At 66.2% G+C, this 17745-nt stretch carries 14 protein-coding genes and 1 pseudogene; 9 read left to right on the top strand and 6 right to left on the bottom strand.

All coding sequences use genetic code 11. The features are described from left to right. Positions 1-925: pseudogene (locus EAH84_RS06050) on the top strand (IS3 family transposase); the annotation flags it as partial. A gap of 309 nt (positions 926-1234) precedes the next feature. Beyond that, positions 1235-3442, top strand: a complete 2208-nt coding sequence (locus EAH84_RS06035) for an autotransporter outer membrane beta-barrel domain-containing protein (protein ID WP_140869238.1) — start codon at positions 1235-1237, stop codon at positions 3440-3442. Positions 3443-3561: 119 nt separating this feature from the next. On the opposite strand, the gene EAH84_RS06030 is transcribed toward EAH84_RS06035, so the two are convergent. Then, entirely contained in the window at positions 3562-4716 is a 1155-nt protein-coding gene (locus tag EAH84_RS06030) for an acyl-CoA dehydrogenase family protein (protein ID WP_140869235.1), read from the bottom strand. 188 nt (positions 4717-4904) lie between these two features. On the opposite strand from EAH84_RS06030, the gene EAH84_RS06025 reads away from it, so the two are divergent. The 4 genes from EAH84_RS06025 (at position 4905) to EAH84_RS06010 (ending at position 9848) form a co-directional block, all read left to right on the top strand. Continuing rightward, positions 4905-5906 (top strand): fumarylacetoacetate hydrolase family protein, encoded by a 1002-nt coding sequence (locus tag EAH84_RS06025; protein ID WP_140869233.1) that lies wholly within the window; start codon positions 4905-4907, stop codon positions 5904-5906. A 117-nt stretch (positions 5907-6023) separates the two neighbouring features. After that, positions 6024-7310 (top strand): 3-methyl-2-oxobutanoate dehydrogenase (2-methylpropanoyl-transferring) subunit alpha, encoded by a 1287-nt coding sequence (locus EAH84_RS06020; protein ID WP_140869230.1) that lies wholly within the window; start codon positions 6024-6026, stop codon positions 7308-7310. Between the two features lie 177 nt (positions 7311-7487). Continuing rightward, positions 7488-8495 (top strand): alpha-ketoacid dehydrogenase subunit beta, encoded by a 1008-nt coding sequence (locus EAH84_RS06015; protein WP_140869301.1) that lies wholly within the window; start codon positions 7488-7490, stop codon positions 8493-8495. Further along, positions 8496-9848 (top strand): dihydrolipoamide acetyltransferase family protein, encoded by a 1353-nt coding sequence (locus tag EAH84_RS06010; RefSeq protein ID WP_140869227.1) that lies wholly within the window; start codon positions 8496-8498, stop codon positions 9846-9848. It abuts the gene before it with no gap. A 40-nt stretch (positions 9849-9888) separates the two neighbouring features. Here EAH84_RS06010 and EAH84_RS06005 read toward each other — a convergent pair whose 3' ends face one another. The 3 genes from EAH84_RS06005 to EAH84_RS05995 all read right to left on the bottom strand — a co-directional run bounded on the left by EAH84_RS06005 (position 9889) and on the right by EAH84_RS05995 (position 12144). Beyond that, the gene (locus EAH84_RS06005) at positions 9889-10035 is read right to left on the bottom strand and encodes a lmo0937 family membrane protein (RefSeq protein ID WP_140869224.1); all 147 of its coding nucleotides are present in this window, start codon (positions 10033-10035) and stop codon (positions 9889-9891) included. Between the two features lie 85 nt (positions 10036-10120). Then, positions 10121-10900 carry an SDR family NAD(P)-dependent oxidoreductase gene (locus tag EAH84_RS06000; protein WP_140869222.1) on the bottom strand — a complete coding sequence of 260 codons (780 nt, stop codon included), beginning with the start codon at positions 10898-10900 and terminating at the stop codon, positions 10121-10123. A gap of 47 nt (positions 10901-10947) precedes the next feature. Beyond that, a complete protein-coding gene (locus EAH84_RS05995; RefSeq protein ID WP_140869217.1) occupies positions 10948-12144 on the bottom strand; it encodes an acetyl-CoA C-acyltransferase in 1197 nt (398 codons plus the stop codon). 74 nt (positions 12145-12218) lie between these two features. On the opposite strand from EAH84_RS05995, the gene EAH84_RS05990 reads away from it, so the two are divergent. Beyond that, on the top strand, positions 12219-12980 hold the full coding sequence (locus EAH84_RS05990; RefSeq protein ID WP_140869215.1) for an enoyl-CoA hydratase/isomerase family protein: 762 nt from the start codon (positions 12219-12221) through the stop codon (positions 12978-12980). Positions 12981-13115: 135 nt separating this feature from the next. Here the strand turns inward: EAH84_RS05990 and gorA are convergent, their stop codons facing one another. Further along, positions 13116-14465 (bottom strand): glutathione-disulfide reductase, encoded by a 1350-nt coding sequence (gene gorA / locus EAH84_RS05985; RefSeq protein WP_140869212.1) that lies wholly within the window; start codon positions 14463-14465, stop codon positions 13116-13118. A gap of 99 nt (positions 14466-14564) precedes the next feature. Next, positions 14565-16061, bottom strand: coding sequence for a glucose-6-phosphate isomerase (gene pgi, locus EAH84_RS05980; protein WP_140869209.1), 1497 nt, complete (start codon positions 16059-16061; stop codon positions 14565-14567). 106 nt (positions 16062-16167) lie between these two features. Between pgi and lepB the strand changes: the two genes are divergently transcribed. Beyond that, entirely contained in the window at positions 16168-16974 is an 807-nt protein-coding gene (lepB, locus tag EAH84_RS05975; RefSeq protein ID WP_194150361.1) for a signal peptidase I, read from the top strand. After that, positions 16911-17636 (top strand): ribonuclease III, encoded by a 726-nt coding sequence (gene rnc / locus EAH84_RS05970; protein WP_140869203.1) that lies wholly within the window; start codon positions 16911-16913, stop codon positions 17634-17636. Before lepB ends, rnc begins: the two co-directional genes overlap by 64 nt. Positions 17637-17745 lie beyond the last annotated feature (109 nt).

Raw genomic sequence — 17745 nt, 5'->3', positions numbered from 1 at the left:
ACCCGTCAGGCACAGCAGCTCGAGATCAGTCGCGGCAGCATCTATTATCTGCCGCGGCCGGTATCGGAGGCCGATCTGGCGATCATGCGGCGGATCGACGAGCTACATCTGCTCTACCCGTTTGCGGGTAGCCGGATGCTGCGCGATCTGCTCCGGCAGGACCGCGTGCAAGTCGGGCGGCGGCATGTCGCGACGCTGATGAAGCGGATGGGACTGGAGGCGATCTACCGGCGGCCGAATACCTCGAAGCCCGCGCCGGGACACAAGATCTATCCGTATCTGCTGCGCAAGCTGGCGGCCGAACCAGGTGTGGGCGACGGACATCACGTACATCCCGATGGCGCGCGGCTTTGTCTATCTGGTCGCGATCGTCGACTGGTTCACCCGGCGGGTGCTGGCCTGGAGGGTCTCGATCTCGCTCGACACCGCATTCTGCATCGAGGCGCTGGAAGAAGCGCTGGCACGCTACGGCAAACCCACGATCTTCAACACCGATCAGGGTTCGCAATTTACCAGTACCGCCTTCACCGCCGTCCTCCACCGCGAGCAGATCGCCATCAGTATGGACGGCAAGGGCTGCTGGCGCGACAACGTGTTCGTTGAGCGCCTTTGGCGCTCGGTGAAATACGAGGAGGTATATCTGCACGCCTACGCATCGGTCCCCGAGGCCCGCGCCGGCATCGGCCGATACGCCATCAGTATGGACGGCAAGGGCTGCTGGCGCGACAACGTGTTCGTTGAGCGCCTTTGGCGCTCGGTGAAATACGAGGAGGTATATCTGCACGCCTACGCATCGGTCCCCGAGGCCCGCGCCGGCATCGGCCGATACTTCGCATTTTATAATGGCATCCGGCCGCACTCAGCTCTTGGCGGCCGCACGCCCGACCAGATATACTTCGACCAGCCGCTTCTCGCAGCGGCATGATCAACCAGCGGCGATCCACTTATCCAAGCCGCGAGCCTGTGCAGACGACCGGAGCCACCTCTCTGGGACTATATCGCCGCGAACAACCCCTATCGTTACGCCGCGGCCAAGGCGGGCGACGGCAAGTGGAGCGACCCGACGCATTGGCAGACGACGCTCGACCCGGCGTACAACATCATCGTCGGCGGCCAGCTCGTCAACGGCATCCCCACCGCGCCGGGCGACGGCATCAAGGGCACCAGCGGCAAGTTCGGTCAGATCTGCTTCGACACGAAAACGGTCAGCGATTGCTACGATAATGCGACCGGCGTGGAGACCGTCAACGGCAGGCCGGTCGACGCGACCGTGCCTGCGGGCAATGCAGCCGATGTCGCGAAGGTCGCGAGTTCGACCGATGCGGTGCGCGCCGCCTACAACGCCAAGGTGGCGATCGGCGCCGCGCGCGACCACGGCATGACCTCGATCCACGAGGCGCAGGACGGCGGCGCGGCGGTCAGCTCGCTCGACGGGATGGTCAACGAGGCGACCGACGGCACGACCGATATCGCCGCGGCCGGCACCGTTACGACGCTGGCATTGCCGCCCGCGACGCTCGCCAACGGGCTGCCCGGTGCGACCAACTTCGTCCCCAACAACATCGACCCGAATGCCGCGACCAAGACCAACGCGCGCTATTACGACATCACGCTCGATGCCGCGGGGACGACGACACTCGACACCAAGGTGACGATCGACCGGTTCAGCGTGCTGAACGCGCAGGCGAAGCTCAACGTCACCACCGCCGGGTCGCTCACCAGCCTGATCGGCGTCAATCAATATGATGGCGTAGTCCAGGTCGACGGGACGATCAATTCCGGCGGCGATTACTTCCTGCTGACCGGCGGGCTGACCGGATCGGGGCGCATCAACGCGCCGTACCTGACCAGCGTCCGCGGCATGATCGCGCCCGGCACGACGGGCACGATCGGCACGCTGACGGTCGGCGGCAATGTCGTATTGTCGTCGGGCAGCGTGTTGCTGGTCGATGTCGGGCCGAACGGCACGTCGGATCGGCTCGCCGGGGTTTCGACCATTTTCAAGGGAACGACCCCCGTGGACGGCCTCGTCAATGTCGGCGGCCGGGTCGGCTTCGCACCGGTCGCGGGCTATACGATCCGTTCGGGCGATACCTACACGATCGTTACCTCGCAGGGCGGAATCTCGGGCGTGTTTAACCCCGCCGTTCCGCTGTCGGCGATCCTGACGCCGCAATTCGTCTATTCGGCCAATGCGGTGCAGGCGCGGATCGTCGCCGGGCTGTACCGCGACGTCGTCGCCAACACCCCGGTTCAGACCGCCTATGCGCGGCTGCTCGACCAGAACCGGTCGAACCAGGACAATCTTTCGGCGCTCTACGGCACGCTCGATCTCCAGAATCAGGCGACGATCAGGTCGACGCTCGAAGGGCTGGCGCCGCGCACCGAGACGCTGAAATACGCGATCGGTACCGTCGTCACCGACAACGCCGCCCGCTTCTATCGCCAGCATCTCTCCGAACTCGATCCGTCGGTGCCGCTGTCTGGCACGTTGACGATGATCGGCAAGCCGCAGCAGTTCGCGTCGTTGCTGGCGACCGACCTGCCCGGCAGCGCGCAGACGATGACCGATGCGTCGGGATCGACGGTGACCGACGGCGTCATCGCCGAAGGCGCCAACGTCTTTATCGGCGGTGGCTATATCAATGGCGACAGCGCCTCGATGCCCACTGCGGTGCCGTTCGGCGGACGTGACGATTTCGACGGCTATTATGCGGTCGCGGGGATCGACGCGCAGCTCGACGACCACAGCGTGATCGGGTTCGGCCTCAACTACACCAAGGTCGACGGCACCACCGGCGGGGTGGCCCAGCAAGCGCGTGGCCAGCTGTTCCAGGGCACGCTCTACGCCAAGGGCGTGGTTTCGGGCTTCTCGCTCGATGCGCAGGCGAGTGCGGGGCTCTACCGCGCCGAAACCCGTCGCAACGTCAGCTTGGCGGGCACGCCCTACGCGCTGCGCAGCCAGGACAATGCGTTCACCTTCTCGGGTGAGATCGGACTGGGCAAGTCGTATCAGTTCGGCACGCTGAACGTCGGCCCGCGGGTCGCGTTCCGCGCCAACCGGATCGAGTTCACCCCGACGGTCGAAACCGGTGCCCCCGGCGGCCCGGCATTGCGCTACGATCGCCAGAATCTCGACAGCGAACAGGCCCGTGCGGGGCTGACGCTGGCGGGCAACGGCGCGTTCAAGCCGTTCGCCTCGGCCTATTACGTCCATGACTTCGTCAATCGCCCCGGCCTGTTCGGCGCGAACTTCGTCGGCGGGATCGGGCCGAGCGCGACCTTCGCGCTGGCGAGCGACGACCAGAATTGGGGCGAGGCCGCGGTCGGCGTGTCGTACAACACCGGCGCGATCGAACTGTCGGTGAGCGCGAATTCGACCTTCGAGCGCCAGGACATCAAGAACCAGGCCTATGGCGGATCGGTGAAGATCCACTTCTAGTCCTGCTGGTAAAAACGGGGCCGCGCTCCTTCGGGAGCGCGGCCCTTTTTTTATGGAACGTGGCGCGTCGTGGGGCTCATCAGACTATCGCGTCACGACCCCGCGAACGCAGCGGATTGTCACAGCGAACGTCCGATCAGTTCCTTCATGATCTCGTTCGTCCCACCGAAAATCCGCGTCACCCGCGCCGCGCGCCACGCACGCGCGATCGGATATTCGTTCATATAACCAGCCCCGCCGTGGAGCTGGAGGCATTGGTCCATCACCTCCCATTGCAGGTCGGTGTGCCACAGCTTCGCCGCCGCGCCTTCCTCGTTGGTCAGTTCGCCCCTCAGGTGCCGCGCGATCGCCCAGTCGAGATGCGCCCAGCCGACCTGCAGTTTCGCCTTGAGGTCCGCGAGCACGAAGCGGGTGTTCTGGAAATCGAACACCATGCCCGCGAACGCCTTGCGCGATTTGGTGAACTCGACCGTTTCGTCGAACGCCTTCTGGCTCGACGCCATTACGCTGACCGCGATCGACAGCCGCTCCTGCGGCAACTGGCTCATCAGGTAGATGAAGCCCTTGCCCTCCTCGCCGAGGCAATTGGTGATCGGCACGCGGACGTCCTCGAAGAACAGCTCCGACGTGTCCGCCGCTTCCATGCCGATCTTGTCGAGCTTGCGGCCCTTTTTGAACCCCTCGCGATCGCTCTCGACCAGGATGATCGACATCCCCTTCCACGCCGGGACGGCGGTCGGATCGGTCTTGGCGACGACCAGCGTCAGGTCGGTGTTCTGGCCGTTGGTGATGTATGTCTTCGATCCGTTGATGACGTAATGATTGCCATCCTTCTTGGCGCTCGTGCGGATCGCCTGGAGGTCGCTGCCGGTGCCCGGTTCGGTCATCGCGATCGCGGTGATGACCTCGCCCGCGACCATCCTGGGGAGCCATTCGGCCTTCTGCTCCTCCGATCCATAATGTTCGATATAGCCCGCGACGATATCCGACTGGAGCGAGAAGCCCGCGGGCACGCCGTTGTAACTCATCTCTTCGTCGACGATCGCGTTATAGCCGAAATCGAGCCCCAGCCCGCCATAGGCCTCGGGCACCGTCGGGCACAGCATCCCGATTGCACCCGCCTTGCGCCAGAACTCCTTGGGGACGAGCCGCGCCTCCTCCCATGCGTTCACGTTGGGAACCCCCTCCTTCCGCAGGAAGCTGCGCACCGTCTGGCGGAACGCCTCGTGATCCTCGTTATACGCGGTGCGGCCGGGCAGGGTATCGAGCGACATGGGCATCCTCTGATCTGGTTTGGGCAAGCGTGCGGAATCGCGTGGAAGGGGTCAAGTAACAAATGTTATGGTCGCTTCCGCAGGGTTTCCGTTCGCCCTGAGCTTGTCGAAGGGCGGTGACAGTCGTTACCGGTGTTGCGGACTGCCCTTCGACAGGCTCAGGGCGAACGGTTGAGAGGAATATCATCATGAAACTGGCCAGCCTAAAGCACGGCCGCGATGGCAAGCTCGTCGTCGTGTCGGACGACCTCGCCTGGTACGCCGACGCCTCCCACATCGCGCCGACCTTGCAGGCCGCGCTCGACGATTGGGACCGGGTGCTGCCCGATCTCACCAACCTGGCGACCGATCTCGACCATGCCGCGATCCCGCGCGAACGGTTCCACGAACATGATGCCGCCTCCCCCCTGCCCCGCGCGTATCAATGGGCGGACGGGTCGGCCTATGTGAACCATGTCGCGCTGGTCCGGCAGGCGCGCAACGCCGAGATGCCCGACAGCTTCTGGCACGATCCGCTGATGTACCAGGGCGGCTCCGACGGCTTCCTGGGGCCGCGCGACCCGATCCCGCTCGCCGACGAAAGCTGGGGCTGCGACCTCGAGGCCGAGGTGGTCGTGGTGACCGGCGACGTGCCGCTCGGCGCGACCCGCGAACAGGCGCTGGCGGGGATCGTGCTGGTAGGCCTCACCAACGACGTCAGCTTGCGCAACCTGATCCCCGCCGAGCTCGGCAAGGGGTTCGGTTTCTTCCAGTCGAAGCCCGCGAGCGCCTTCTCGCCGGTGTTCGTCACCCCCGATGCGCTCGGCGACTGGTGGCGCGACGGCAGATTGCACCGCAAGCTCATGGTCGACCTCAACGGCACGCCGTTCGGGCGCGCGGAGGCGGGCGAGGACATGACGTTCGATTTCGGCACGCTGGTCGCGCACGCGGCCAAGACGCGGCGGCTCGGCGCGGGGACGATCGTCGGCTCGGGCACCGTGTCGAACCGCGATGCCGATGGCGGTCCCGGCAAGACGATCGCCGCGGGTGGAGTCGGCTATTCCTGCCTCGCCGAACTGCGCACGATCGAGACGATTGAGGGCGGCAAGCCGGTCACGCCGTTCCTGAAGGCGGGCGACACCGTCCGCATCTGGGCGGAAGACGATCATCGCCATCCGATCTTCGGGGTGATTGAGCAAACGGTGGGGTGAGCCTTTCCTCCCCCACCGGGGGAAGAAAAGAGAGCCTTGAAATTTTATTACAAAGGCACGACAGCGGTCGTGAGGCGTTGTGGAAGCGAGTCCACGTGCCAATCGAATGGAGAGACGATGGCGAGCGAGCATCCGCGTGCCAATTTGCCGACGCTGTCATTGCACGTGCCCGAACCCAAGTTCAGGCCCGGCGATGCGGTCGATTTCGCCGCGGTGGGCATCCCCCCCGCGGGCGAGGCGCGACGCCCGGATACCGCGGCGCACCCCGGCGATTTCACCGATCTGGCCTATACGCTGGTCCGCGTGCTCGACGACGACGGCCACGCGGTCGGCCCGTGGAACCCCAGGCTGTCTCCAGATATGCTGCGCAAGATGCTGCGCAACATGGCATTGCTGCGCGCGTTCGACGAGCGCATGTTTCGCGCCCAGCGGCAGGGCAAGACCAGCTTCTACATGAAGGCGCTCGGCGAGGAGGCGGTCGCGGTCGCGGCGACCCACGCGCTCGACCCCGACGACATGTGCTTCCCGAGCTATCGCCAGCAGGGCATCCTGATCACCCGCGGCTATCCCCTGGTCGAGATGATGAACCAGATTTACTCGAACCGCGGCGACAAGCTCCAGGGCAAGCAGCTGCCGATCATGTATTCCGCGCGGGATCATGGGTTCTTCTCGATCTCGGGCAACCTGACGACGCAATATCCGCAGGCGGTCGGCTGGGCGATGGCGAGCGCGGCGAAGGGCGACACCCGGATCGCCGCGACGTGGTGCGGCGAGGGATCGACCGCGGAGGGCGATTTCCATTCCGCCTGCACCTTTGCCGCGGTGTATCGCGCGCCCGTGATCCTCAACATCGTCAACAACCAATGGGCGATCTCAAGCTTTTCGGGCTTCGCAGGCGCCGAATCGACGACCTTCGCGGCGCGCGCGGTCGGTTACGGCATCGCCGGGCTCCGCGTCGACGGCAACGACGCGCTCGCAGTCTATGCGGCGACCTTGTGGGCGGCGGAGCGCGCGCGGACCAACCAGGGGCCGACGCTGATCGAGCATTTCACCTACCGCGCCGAGGGCCATTCGACCTCCGACGACCCGACCCAATACCGCAGCGCGGGCGAGCCCAACGCGTGGCCGCTCGGCGATCCCGTCCGCCGCCTCAAGGATCACCTGATCGGACTCCGCGAATGGGACGAGGACCGCCATGCCGCGCAGGACAAGGAACTCGCCGATCTGGTCAAGGCCGAGCAGAAGGAAGCCGAGAAGAACGGCATCCTCGGCCACGGTCTCCACCAGCCGCTCGACACGCTGTTCGACGGCGTGTTCGAGGAAATGCCGTGGCACCTCAAGGAACAACGCGCGCAGATGCTCGCCGAAGAAACCGCGAGCGGCCGGCCATGGGATCGGAAGTAAATCCCTTCTCCCCTTGTGGGAGAAGGTGGCGCGTAGCGCCGGATGAGGGGGAGTGTGTCTCGCATCCGTCCCCCTCACCCTCCCACTCGACTGCGTCGAGCGGGCCCCTCCCTCTCCCACAAGGGGAGAGGGGTTTTGAGTGACAGCATGACCGACCAAGAACCCCCCACCACCCGCATGAACATGATCCAGGCGATCAACTCCGCGCTCGACGTGATGATGGCGCGCGATCCCGACGTGATCGTGATGGGCGAGGATGTCGGCTATTTCGGCGGCGTGTTCCGCGCGACCGCGGGGTTGCAGGAAAAGCACGGCAAGACCCGCGTGTTCGACACCCCGATCACCGAATGCGGCATCATCGGCGTCGCGGTGGGGATGGGCGCGTACGGCCTTCGCCCCGTCCCCGAAATCCAGTTCGCCGACTACATCTACCCCGCGCTCGACCAGTTGGTCAGCGAGGCGGCGCGGCTGCGCTATCGCTCGGCGGGCGAGTTCATCTCGCCGATCACGGTCCGCTCGCCGTTCGGCGGCGGCATCTTCGGGGGCCAGACCCACAGCCAGAGCCCCGAGGGCATCTTCACCCATATCTCGGGCGTGAAGACCGTGATCCCCTCGACCCCGTACGATGCCAAGGGGCTGCTGATCGCGGCGATCGAGGACAATGATCCGACGATCTTCTTCGAACCCAAGCGCATTTATAACGGCCCGTTCGACGGCTATTGGGACAAGCCCTCGCAGAACTGGTCGAAACACCCCGCGGGCGAGGTGCCGACCGGTTATTACAAGGTCGACCTCGGCAAGGCCGCGGTGGTCCGCGCGGGCGAGGCGGTGACGATCCTGTGCTACGGCACGATGGTTCATGTCTGCATCGCGACCTGCGCCGAACTGGGTGTCGATGCCGAGATCGTCGACCTGCGCACGCTCGTCCCGCTCGACATCGAGACGATCGAGGCATCGGTGAAGAAGACCGGCCGCTGCCTGATCGTCCACGAAGCGACGCGGACCAGCGGGTTTGGCGCCGAACTGTCGGCGCTGGTCCAGGAACGCTGTTTCTACCACCTCGAGGCGCCGATCGAGCGCGTCACCGGGTTCGACACCCCCTACCCCCACAGCCTCGAATGGGCGTATTTCCCCGGCCCCGTCCGCATCGGCGAGGCACTGAAAAAGATCATGAAGGACGCATAGATGGCCCGCTTCACCTTCAAGCTGCCGGACATCGGCGAGGGCATCGCCGAAGCCGAGATCGTCGCCTGGCACGTCGCGGTCGGCGACACGGTCGAGGAAGACCAGAATATCGCCGACATGATGACCGACAAGGCGACCGTCGAGATGGAATCGCCGGTATCGGGCACCGTCGTCGAACTGGCGGGCGAGGTCGGCGACCAGGTGTCGATTGGCGCCGCGCTGGTCGTGATCGAAACCGAAGACGCGGTCGCGACCGATGTCGTCGAGGCGGCACCGCCGACCGCAGCGCAGGTCGAGACGGCTGAGCAGTATGAGGCGGAAAATCCGGGGGTCGAGAAAATCTCCTCTCCCCCTGTGGGAGAGGAAGGGGCCCGCTCGGCAGAGCCGAGTGGGAAGGTGAGGGGGAGTGAGGAAGCGGTGTCCGCGCCAACTCCCCCTCACCCCCCCACTGCCTCCGCCAGCGGGTCCCCCCTTCTCCCACAAGGGGAGAGGGACAAGGCGCTCGCCTCCCCCGCGGTCCGGGCCCGCGCCGCAGATCTCGGGGTCGACCTCTCGCAGGTAAAGACCGATTCCGATCGCGTTCGCCATGCCGATCTCGACGCGTTCCTCCGCTACGGCGCGGGCGAGGGCTATCATCAGCCCCACGCGTCGCGCGCGCGCGACGACGAAACCGTCAAGGTCATCGGGATGCGCCGCCGGATCGCGGAGAACATGGCGGCGTCGAAGCGCAACATCCCGCACTTCACCTATGTCGACGAGATCGACGTCACCGCGCTCGAGGCGATGCGCGCCGATCTCAACGCGAATCGCGGGGGTCGGCCCAAGCTCACGATGCTGCCGCTGATGATCGTCGCGATCTGCCGCAGCCTGCCCGAATTTCCGATGCTCAACGCGCGCTACGACGATGAGGCGGGGATCGTGACGCGGTCGGGGCGGGTCCACCTCGGCATGGCGACGCAGACCGACGCGGGGCTGACCGTGCCGGTGATCCGCGACGCGCAGGACAAGAATGTCTGGCAGCTCGCAACCGAAATCGGGCGGCTCGCCGAAGCGGCTCGCGCCAACAAATTGAAGCCCGACGAAATGGGCGGCGGCACGATCACGGTAACATCGCTGGGGCCGCTCGGCGGGATTGCGACGACCCCGGTCATCAATCGTCCCGAAGTCGCGATCATCGGGCCGAACAAGATCGTCGAACGGCCCGTATTTGGCGGCGATGATATCCGCCGCGCGAAACTGATGAACCTGTCGATCAGCTGCGACCACCGGGTCGTCGATGGCTGGGATGCGGCGAGTTACGTCCAGAGCCTCAAGAAATTTCTCGAAACCCCGGTATTGCTGTTCGCGCAATAAAGGTCGGCCCGTCGGGCATCAAACCCGACGGGCCGATCGGCTAGACGCCGCGACCGGTGAACAGCTTCACGAGCACGACGATCACCGCGATCACAAGCAACAGGTGGATCAAACCACCGGCGACGTGAAACGCGAAGAAGCCGAGCACCCACAGCACCAGCAAGATAACAGCGATCGTCCAAAGCATTAAAACTCTCCCAAGCGTCACCACGCCGCTGCGCGGTCGGAATATCAACGTTGAGAAATCCCAAAGCGTTCCGGCGCTGCAACGATTATCGCGCGGGTGCCCGGCCCTTTTGCAGCGATCCCGCGATCCGGCGCGCGAGGCCGCGCGGGGTGAAGCGGATCGCCTCGGCGCTCACCAGGTTCATCGCGCCCGAAATCTTCACCGCCTGGTTCGCGGCGAGCGCTTTCAGGCCATCGCGCACCACCGCGTCGGCATCGCTCGCGAAACGCTGGAACAGCGCGCTGTCGCCCATCCCCGCAACCTCGGCGAATTCGGTCCGGGTCGGTCCGGGGCAGAGCGCGGCGACGCGGATGCCGCGGTCCTTCACTTCCTCGTGGAGACCTTCGGAAAAGCTGAGCACGAACGCCTTGGTCGCGTAATAGACGCTCATCCACGGCCCGGGCTGGAACGCCGCGGTCGAGGCGACATTCAAAATGCCCCCCTGCCCCGCCGCGATCATGCCGGGCAGCACTGCGCGGCTGAGCGCGACGAGCGCGCGGCAATTGACGTCGATCATCCCGAGTTGCTGGTCGGTGTCGAGATCGGCGACCGGGCCGCGCAGCCCGAACCCGGCGTTGTTGATCAGCGTGTCGATCCCCAGCCCCGCCGCGGCGATGTCGGCGATGAGCTTGGTCGGGGCGGCAGGATCGGCGAGGTCGGCGGCAAAAAGGTCAACCTTCACGCCCGTGCCGCGGAGTTCCGCCGCCAGCGTGTCGAGCCGGTCGCCGCGCCGTGCGGTGAGGATCAGGTCCTTGCCCTCCGCCGCGAGCGCCCGCGCGAACCCTTCGCCGAGCCCCGCCGATGCGCCGGTAATCACTGTCGCCATGTCTGTTCCTTCCTCCACCGCGACCTTCGCCGGGGTGGGTGAGCCCTTCACACGATCTCGAACAACCCCGCTGCACCCATCCCGCCCGCGGTGCACATCGTCACGACGACATAACGCACGCCGCGCTTGCGGCCTTCGATCAGCGCGTGGCCGACCAACCGGCTGCCGGTCATCCCGAACGGATGCCCGACCGCGATCGCGCCGCCGTTGACGTTGTATTTCTCGGGATCGATGCCGAGCGTGTCGCGGCAATAAAGGCATTGCGACGCGAACGCTTCGTTGAGTTCCCACAAGCCGATGTCGCCAACCGACAGTCCGGCGCGCGCGAGCAGTTTGGGGACCGCGAATACCGGCCCGATTCCCATCTCGTCGGGCGCGCAGCCCGCCGCCTGGAAGCCGCGATAGATGCCAAGGATCTCCTTGCCCTCGCTCTCGGCGGTGGCGCGATCCATCAGGATCTGCGCGGCGGCACCGTCGGACAACTGGCTGGCGTTGCCCGCCGTGACGCGGGTGCCGGGGCCGCTGAACTGGCCGCCGGGCCAGACGGTCTTGAGGTTCGCCAGCGCCTCCTTGGTGGTCCCGGCGCGGATGCCCTCATCCTGGGTGACGGTCACGGTTTCGGTGCCGGTCCGGTTGCCTTCCTTGTCGAACAGCGCCTTTTCGACCGTGATCGGCGCGATTTCCTCGACGAACGCGCCACTGGCGATCCCCGCGGCGGCGCGCTGCTGACTCATCGCGGCATAGGCGTCCTGCGCTTCGCGGGAAATGCCGTAGCGGGTCGCGACGATCTCGGCGGTTTCGATCATCGGGATATAGGCCGCGGGTTCGTGCGCGATCACCGACTGGTTCACGTAGCGCGGTGCGTCCTTGGTGACGACGAAGCTGATCGATTCCTGCCCGCCCGCGAGCGCGACGTCGGCCTCCCCCGCGATGATCGTGCGCGCCGCGAGCGCGACCGCGGTGAGCCCCGACCCGCATTTGCGATCGAGCGTGAAGGCGGGAACGCTCTGCGGCAACTGCCCCGCAAAGATCGCCATCCGCCCTTCGTTGCCGCCCTGCGTCCCCCATTGGTTGCCCACTCCCCAGAACACGTCGTCGATCCGCGCGGGGTCGATCCCGGCGCGCTCAACCGCGGCGTTCATGACATGGCCCGCGAGCACCGGCGCCTCGGTCGCGTTGAACGCGCCGCGGTACGCCTTGCCGATTCCGGTACGCGCGGTGGAGACGATGGCGGCTTCGCGCATGGACTTGCCTTTCGAGTGACGGGTATGGCGTCGGTCTAGGGCGTCACCGGGCGCTTGGGAAGCGGAGCGAGACGATGACGGTAACGACCACGCACGATGGCCATGTGGCGATCGTCACCTTTGCCCGACCACCGGTGAATTTCGCCGACCTCGTGCTGATCGAGGGGTTGGGCGCGGCGTTCGCCCGGGCAGACGCAGATCGCAATGTGCGCGCGATCGTGCTGCGATCGGAGGGCAAGGTGTTCTGCGCGGGCGCGGACCTCGCCAACGCCAATCCGGTCGCCGACGCGCAGGCCCCGGGCGAGCGCAACCCTTTCTATGTCGCCGCCGCCAGGCTGTTCGCGGTGAAGAAGCCGGTCGTCGCGGCGGTTCAGGGGGCCGCGGTCGGCGCGGGGCTGGGGCTTGCGCTGGTCGCCGATTTCCGTGTCGCTGGCCCGAACGCGAAATTCGCCGCCAATTTCGTGTCGCTCGGCTTTCATCCGGGGTTCGGCATCTCCGCGGTGCTCGAACGCATCGTGGGCAAGCAACGCGCGCTGCTGATGAACCTGACCGGGCGCCGGATCCGTGCCGAAGAGGCGGCGGCCTGGGGCCTTGCCGATACGCTGGCCGACGATCCCGCCGCGGCGGCGCTGGACTTGGCGCACGAAATCGCGGCGGGCGCGCCGCTCGCGGTGCAGGCGACGCGCCAGACGATGCGCGGCGACCTGTTCGACCTCGTCCAGCGGCAGACCGATCACGAGCTGGCGGAACAAGCGTGGTTGCAGAAGACCGCAGACTTCGCCGAGGGCGTAAGAGCGGTGAACGAGCGGCGTGCGGGGGTGTTTCGGGGGGAGTGACGCCACCAACTACCACCCCGGCGAAGGCCGGGGCCCAGTTGGAGAGGTCGCGGTAACGCGGCGCACCGCCAACCAACTGCGATTATCCCACCTGCGCCCCGGCCTCCGCCGGGGTGGTTGAAGCAGAACTGCCCGTCACTTCATCAGCACCAGTTCTTCGGCCATCGTCGGATGCAGCGCAACGGTGTCGTCGAACTGGTCCTTGGTCAGCCCCGCCTTCACCGCGATCGCCGCGGCCTGAAGGATTTCGGGGACGTCCGGCCCGATCATGTGGAGCCCGACGATCTTGCCGGTATCGCCATCGCAGACCATCTTGTAGAGCGCGCGTTCGTCGCGCCCTGCGAGGACGTTCTTCATCGCGCGGAAATCGCTGGTGTAGACCTTCACCGACCCCAGCTTCTGGCGGGCCTGGCTTTCGGTCATCCCGACTGCGGCGAGCGGGGGATGGCTGAACACCGCGCTCGGGACATTGTCGTAATCGATCCGGACCGATTTGCCGCCGAAGAAAGTGTCCGCGAACGCCTGCCCTTCGCGGATCGCGATCGGGGTCAGCTGGATGCGGTTGGTAACGTCGCCGACCGCGAAGATGCTGTCGCACGTCGAGCGATTGTCCGCATCGACCACCACCGCGCCCATGTCGTCGAGCTCGACCCCCGCGGTGTCGAGCCCCAGGTCGCGCGTATTCGGGCGCCGCCCGGTTGCGAACATGACGAGATCGACGACCGCGGGTTCGTGGTTCGCCATCGTGACCGTCAGGCAGCCGTCGTCGCCCTTCTCGATCCCCTCGAACGTCGCATCGAAACGGAATTCCAGGCCCTTCATCAGGCTGATCTGGAGCAACCGGTCGCGGATCGCCTGGTCGTACCCGCGCAGGATTTCCTTCGATCGATTGATGATGATGACGTGCGCGCCGAACTGGTGGAAAATCCCCGCGAATTCGTTCGCGATATAGCCCGCGCCCGCGATCAGCACGCGTTTCGGGATCGCGTCGAGGTGGAACGCCTCGTTGCTGGTGATGCCATGTTCGTGGCCGACACAGTCGGGCACCGCGGGATGCGCGCCGACCGCGATCAGGATTTTGGCAGCGGTCTTCCTGGTCCCGTCGGCGAGCGTGACTTCATTGGGGCCGGAAACGGTCGCGCGCTGGTGGATGATGTCGACGCCGTGGCTTTCGAGCGTCGTCGTATAGGCGGCGTTGATCCGGTCGACCTCTTCCAGCACATTGTCGCGCAGCGTCGGCCAGCTGAAATCGCAATCGTCGGGCACCTGCCAGCCGAACCGCTTGGCGTCCTTCAGATCTTCCGCAAAATGCGCGCCGTAGACGAGCAGTTTCTTCGGCACGCAGCCGCGGATGACGCAGGTGCCGCCAACGCGATACTCCTCCGCCACCGCGACGCGCGCGCCATGTGCAGCGGCGACGCGCGACGCGCGGGTGCCGCCCGAACCGGCGCCGATGACGAAGAGGTCGTAGTCGTAGTTGGTCATGATAAACTCCGTTCGCCCTGAGCTTGTCGAAGGGCGCTGGCGGTCCGGTACCGGGCTTCGACAAGCTCAGCCCGAACGGGGGTTAGTGGGCGAATCGGGTCAATCGAGTCCCGCGCGCTTGATCAGATCGGTCGTCGAGACATCGAATTCCTGCCCGCCCTCGTCCGCGGCCTTGGCCATTTCCTTGCCGAGCTCGACCCCGAACTGGTCGAACGAATTGATCCCGAGCAGCACCCCGTTCACGAACACGCGGTGTTCGTAGAACGCGATCAGCGCCCCCAACGTCCGCGCGTCGAGATCGTCGAGCAGCAGCGTCGACGACGGGCGATCCCCCGAATAGCTCCGCGCGGGATCGTCGGCGTTGGGCTTGCCCTTCATCAGCGCCGCGCCTTGCGCGAACATGTTGAGCAGCAGCTGGCGATGATGATTTTCGTCGAGCGTATCGCCGCCCTCGATCACGCCGAGAAATTCGACCGGCACCAGATGCGTGCCCTGGTGGAGCAACTGGAACACCGCGTGCTGCGCCTCGGTGCCGACCCCGCCCCAGGTGATCGCCGCGGTCGGGCGGCCGACCGGCTCGCCATCGACGGTGAAGCTCTTGCCGTTCGATTCCATCTCGAGCTGTTGCAGATAGCTCGGCAGCAGCCGCAGCCGTTCGTCATACGCGAACACCGCGCGCGTCTCGGCGTGGCGGACCTGGGTGTAATACAGGTCCGCAAACGCCGCGAGCGCGGGGGCGTTTTCGTGGAGCGCGGTCAGGCGGAAATGCCGGTCCATCTCGGCCGCGCCCTCGAGCAGTTCCTCGAACACCCCCCAACCGAGGCCCAGTGCGGCAGGGAAACCGATCGACGACCAGAGCGAATAGCGCCCGCCGACGCCTTCGTTGAACGGCAGCACGCGGGTCTCGTCGACCCCCCACTCCACCGCCTTGTCGGGATTGGCGGTCAGCGCGACGACGCGGCCATAGGGGTCGTCGACGCCGTGCTCGGTCATCCACTGGATCACCGATGCCGCGTTGAGCAACGTCTCGGTCGTCGTGAAGGTTTTCGACGCGACCGCGAGCAATGTCGTCGTGGGATCGAACCGCGCGAACACATCCTCCAGCGCGACGCCATCGACGTTCGAGACGATCGCGACCTCGTAGCGCTTCTCGTCACGGCCCAGCGCGTCGACCAGCAGGTGCGGCCCGAGCGCCGATCCGCCGATCCCGACATGCAGGATACTCCTGATCTCGCCCAGCGCGCCGCCTTCGATCGCGTCGATCAGCGCGCGCATCCGCTGGTGGAATTTCCGCGCCTCGGCGACGATGTCGGGGTTGCCCTCGCCGCGCTCCATCGTGTGCGTCACCGGGCGATCCTCGGTGACGTTGACGTGCTCGCCCGCGAACAGCGCGGCGCGCTTGCCCGCCAGGTCCCGGTCCGCACACAATTGCTCGAACGCCGCGACCGCCTCGCGCGTCAGATGCGTCTTCGACCAGTCGAAATGGATCCCCGCGACATCGGTGCTGAACATCGCGAGCCGCTCGGCGTCGGCGGCGAACAGCTCGACGAGCGTGGGCGACGGCAACGCCTCGATGGTGGACCAGTCGCTCATCATGTCACTCCTTCGTCGGGTAGCAGCCGCATATAGGCCATCGCGGAACGGTCGGTAGGGCGCAAGGCTCCGCTTGACGCGGACGCGACCCCGCGGCACCCCGCGACGCATGGCCAGGACCAAGCGCGCTCCCCAATCCGAAACCCGCGAGACGCTGAGTTTCCTGCTGAAGCTCGCGATCATCGTGTTCATCGTGCGCAGCTTCGTGTTCGCGTCCTTCTATATCCCCAGCGAATCGATGCTGCCGCGGCTGCTGATCGGCGATTTCCTGTTCGTGTCGAAATGGAACTACGGCTATTCGCGCTGGTCGCTGCCCTGGGGGCTGCCGCTGATCCCCGGTCGCATCCTGCCGCACACCCCCGCGCGCGGCGACGTCGTGGTGTTCCGCTCGCCCGGCGACGACGATCACGACGTCATCAAGCGCGTGATCGGCCTGCCTGGCGATACCGTCCAGATGCGCCACGGCCAGCTGTGGCTCAACGGCAAGGCGATCCCCAAGCAACGCGTCGCCGATTTCGTGCTGCCGCTGACCGCGAATTTCCCCGCGCGGCTGTGCGACACCCCGTTCCAGGGCGTCGGTTCCAACGGCCAGCCGGTCTGTCGCTACCCGCGGTTCCGCGAGACGCTGCCCGGCGGCAAAAGCTACGACGTGCTCGACCAGCGGATGATCCCGCAGGCCGACGACACCGACGTCTATACTGTTCCGCCAGGCGACGTGTTCCTGATGGGCGACAACCGCGACGACAGCGCCGACAGCCGCTTCGCCTACCCCGAGGGCATGGGTTACATCCCGATGGAACGGATCGAGGGCAAGGCGGTCGTCACCTTCTTCTCGACCGACGGATCGTCGTCATGGTTGAAGCCGTGGACGTGGGTGAGCGCCGCACGCCTCGACCGGATCGGGGAGGGATTCTGAGCGAGCCGCTTGACGACTGGCTCGCGGGGCTGCTCGGCCGCGCGCCCGCCGACCCCGCGCCCTTCGCGCGCGCGCTGACGCACGGCAGCCAGGGTACCGAGAATTACGAGCGGCTCGAATTTCTCGGCGACCGCGTGCTCGGGCTGGTGATCGCCGAATGGCTGTGGGAAGTATTTCCCCATGATGCCGAAGGACAATTGTCGAAACGCCTGAACGCGCTGGTGACCGGCGCGGTGTGCGCCGACGTCGCACGCGAGGTCGGCGTCCGCGATCACCTGCGGCTCGGCAAACAGGCGCGCGACGACGGCGCGATCGACAGCGACAATGTCCTGGGCGACGTGATGGAGGCGCTGATCGGCGCATGGTATCGCGAAGCCGGCCTCGACGCGGCCCGCACTCTGATCCGCACCACCTGGGGAACCCGCGTCCACGCCGACGCCAAGGCACCGCAACACCCCAAGTCGCAACTCCAGGAATGGGCCGCCGCGCACAACCGCCGCGCGCCGAGCTATGCGGTGGCCGACCGGTCGGGGCCGCACCACGCGCCGCGCTTCACGATCACGGTGACGGTCGGCAAAGACGAAGCGAGCGCGACCGGCACCAACAAACAGGAAGCCGAGACCGCGGCCGCGGCAGCGTTGCTGGCGAAGCTGGGCGGCTGATCGGCCCAGCGTGCGTCGACAAGCTCGCCACGAAGTGACGTAGGGCCGATACTCTCCCCCCGTTCGCCCTGAGCTTGTCGAAGGGCGCTGATGCGCGCAAACTCCGGCC

It is taken from the genome of Sphingomonas oligophenolica (genome assembly GCF_006438955.1).
Lineage (GTDB): Bacteria > Pseudomonadota > Alphaproteobacteria > Sphingomonadales > Sphingomonadaceae > Sphingomonas > Sphingomonas oligophenolica_A.
The sequence above is the reverse complement of the archived record's forward strand: the minus strand, read 5'-3'. Positions and strand labels throughout refer to the sequence as shown.

Excerpts from the sequence above, each read along its gene's own strand:
- EAH84_RS06030 (WP_140869235.1), bottom strand. The coding sequence starts at position 4,716 with ATGTCGCTCGATACCCTGCCCGGCCGCACCGCGTATAACGAGGATCAC.
- EAH84_RS06025 (WP_140869233.1), top strand. The coding sequence starts at position 4,905 with ATGAAACTGGCCAGCCTAAAGCACGGCCGCGATGGCAAGCTCGTCGTC.
- EAH84_RS06020 (WP_140869230.1), top strand. The coding sequence starts at position 6,024 with ATGGCGAGCGAGCATCCGCGTGCCAATTTGCCGACGCTGTCATTGCAC.
- EAH84_RS06015 (WP_140869301.1), top strand. The coding sequence starts at position 7,488 with ATGAACATGATCCAGGCGATCAACTCCGCGCTCGACGTGATGATGGCG.
- EAH84_RS06010 (WP_140869227.1), top strand. The coding sequence starts at position 8,496 with ATGGCCCGCTTCACCTTCAAGCTGCCGGACATCGGCGAGGGCATCGCC.
- EAH84_RS06005 (WP_140869224.1), bottom strand. The coding sequence starts at position 10,035 with ATGCTTTGGACGATCGCTGTTATCTTGCTGGTGCTGTGGGTGCTCGGC.
- EAH84_RS06000 (WP_140869222.1), bottom strand. The coding sequence starts at position 10,900 with ATGGCGACAGTGATTACCGGCGCATCGGCGGGGCTCGGCGAAGGGTTC.
- EAH84_RS05995 (WP_140869217.1), bottom strand. The coding sequence starts at position 12,144 with ATGCGCGAAGCCGCCATCGTCTCCACCGCGCGTACCGGAATCGGCAAG.
- EAH84_RS05990 (WP_140869215.1), top strand. The coding sequence starts at position 12,219 with ATGACGGTAACGACCACGCACGATGGCCATGTGGCGATCGTCACCTTT.
- gorA (WP_140869212.1), bottom strand. The coding sequence starts at position 14,465 with ATGACCAACTACGACTACGACCTCTTCGTCATCGGCGCCGGTTCGGGC.
- pgi (WP_140869209.1), bottom strand. The coding sequence starts at position 16,061 with ATGATGAGCGACTGGTCCACCATCGAGGCGTTGCCGTCGCCCACGCTC.
- lepB (WP_194150361.1), top strand. The coding sequence starts at position 16,168 with ATGGCCAGGACCAAGCGCGCTCCCCAATCCGAAACCCGCGAGACGCTG.
- rnc (WP_140869203.1), top strand. The coding sequence starts at position 16,911 with ATGGTTGAAGCCGTGGACGTGGGTGAGCGCCGCACGCCTCGACCGGAT.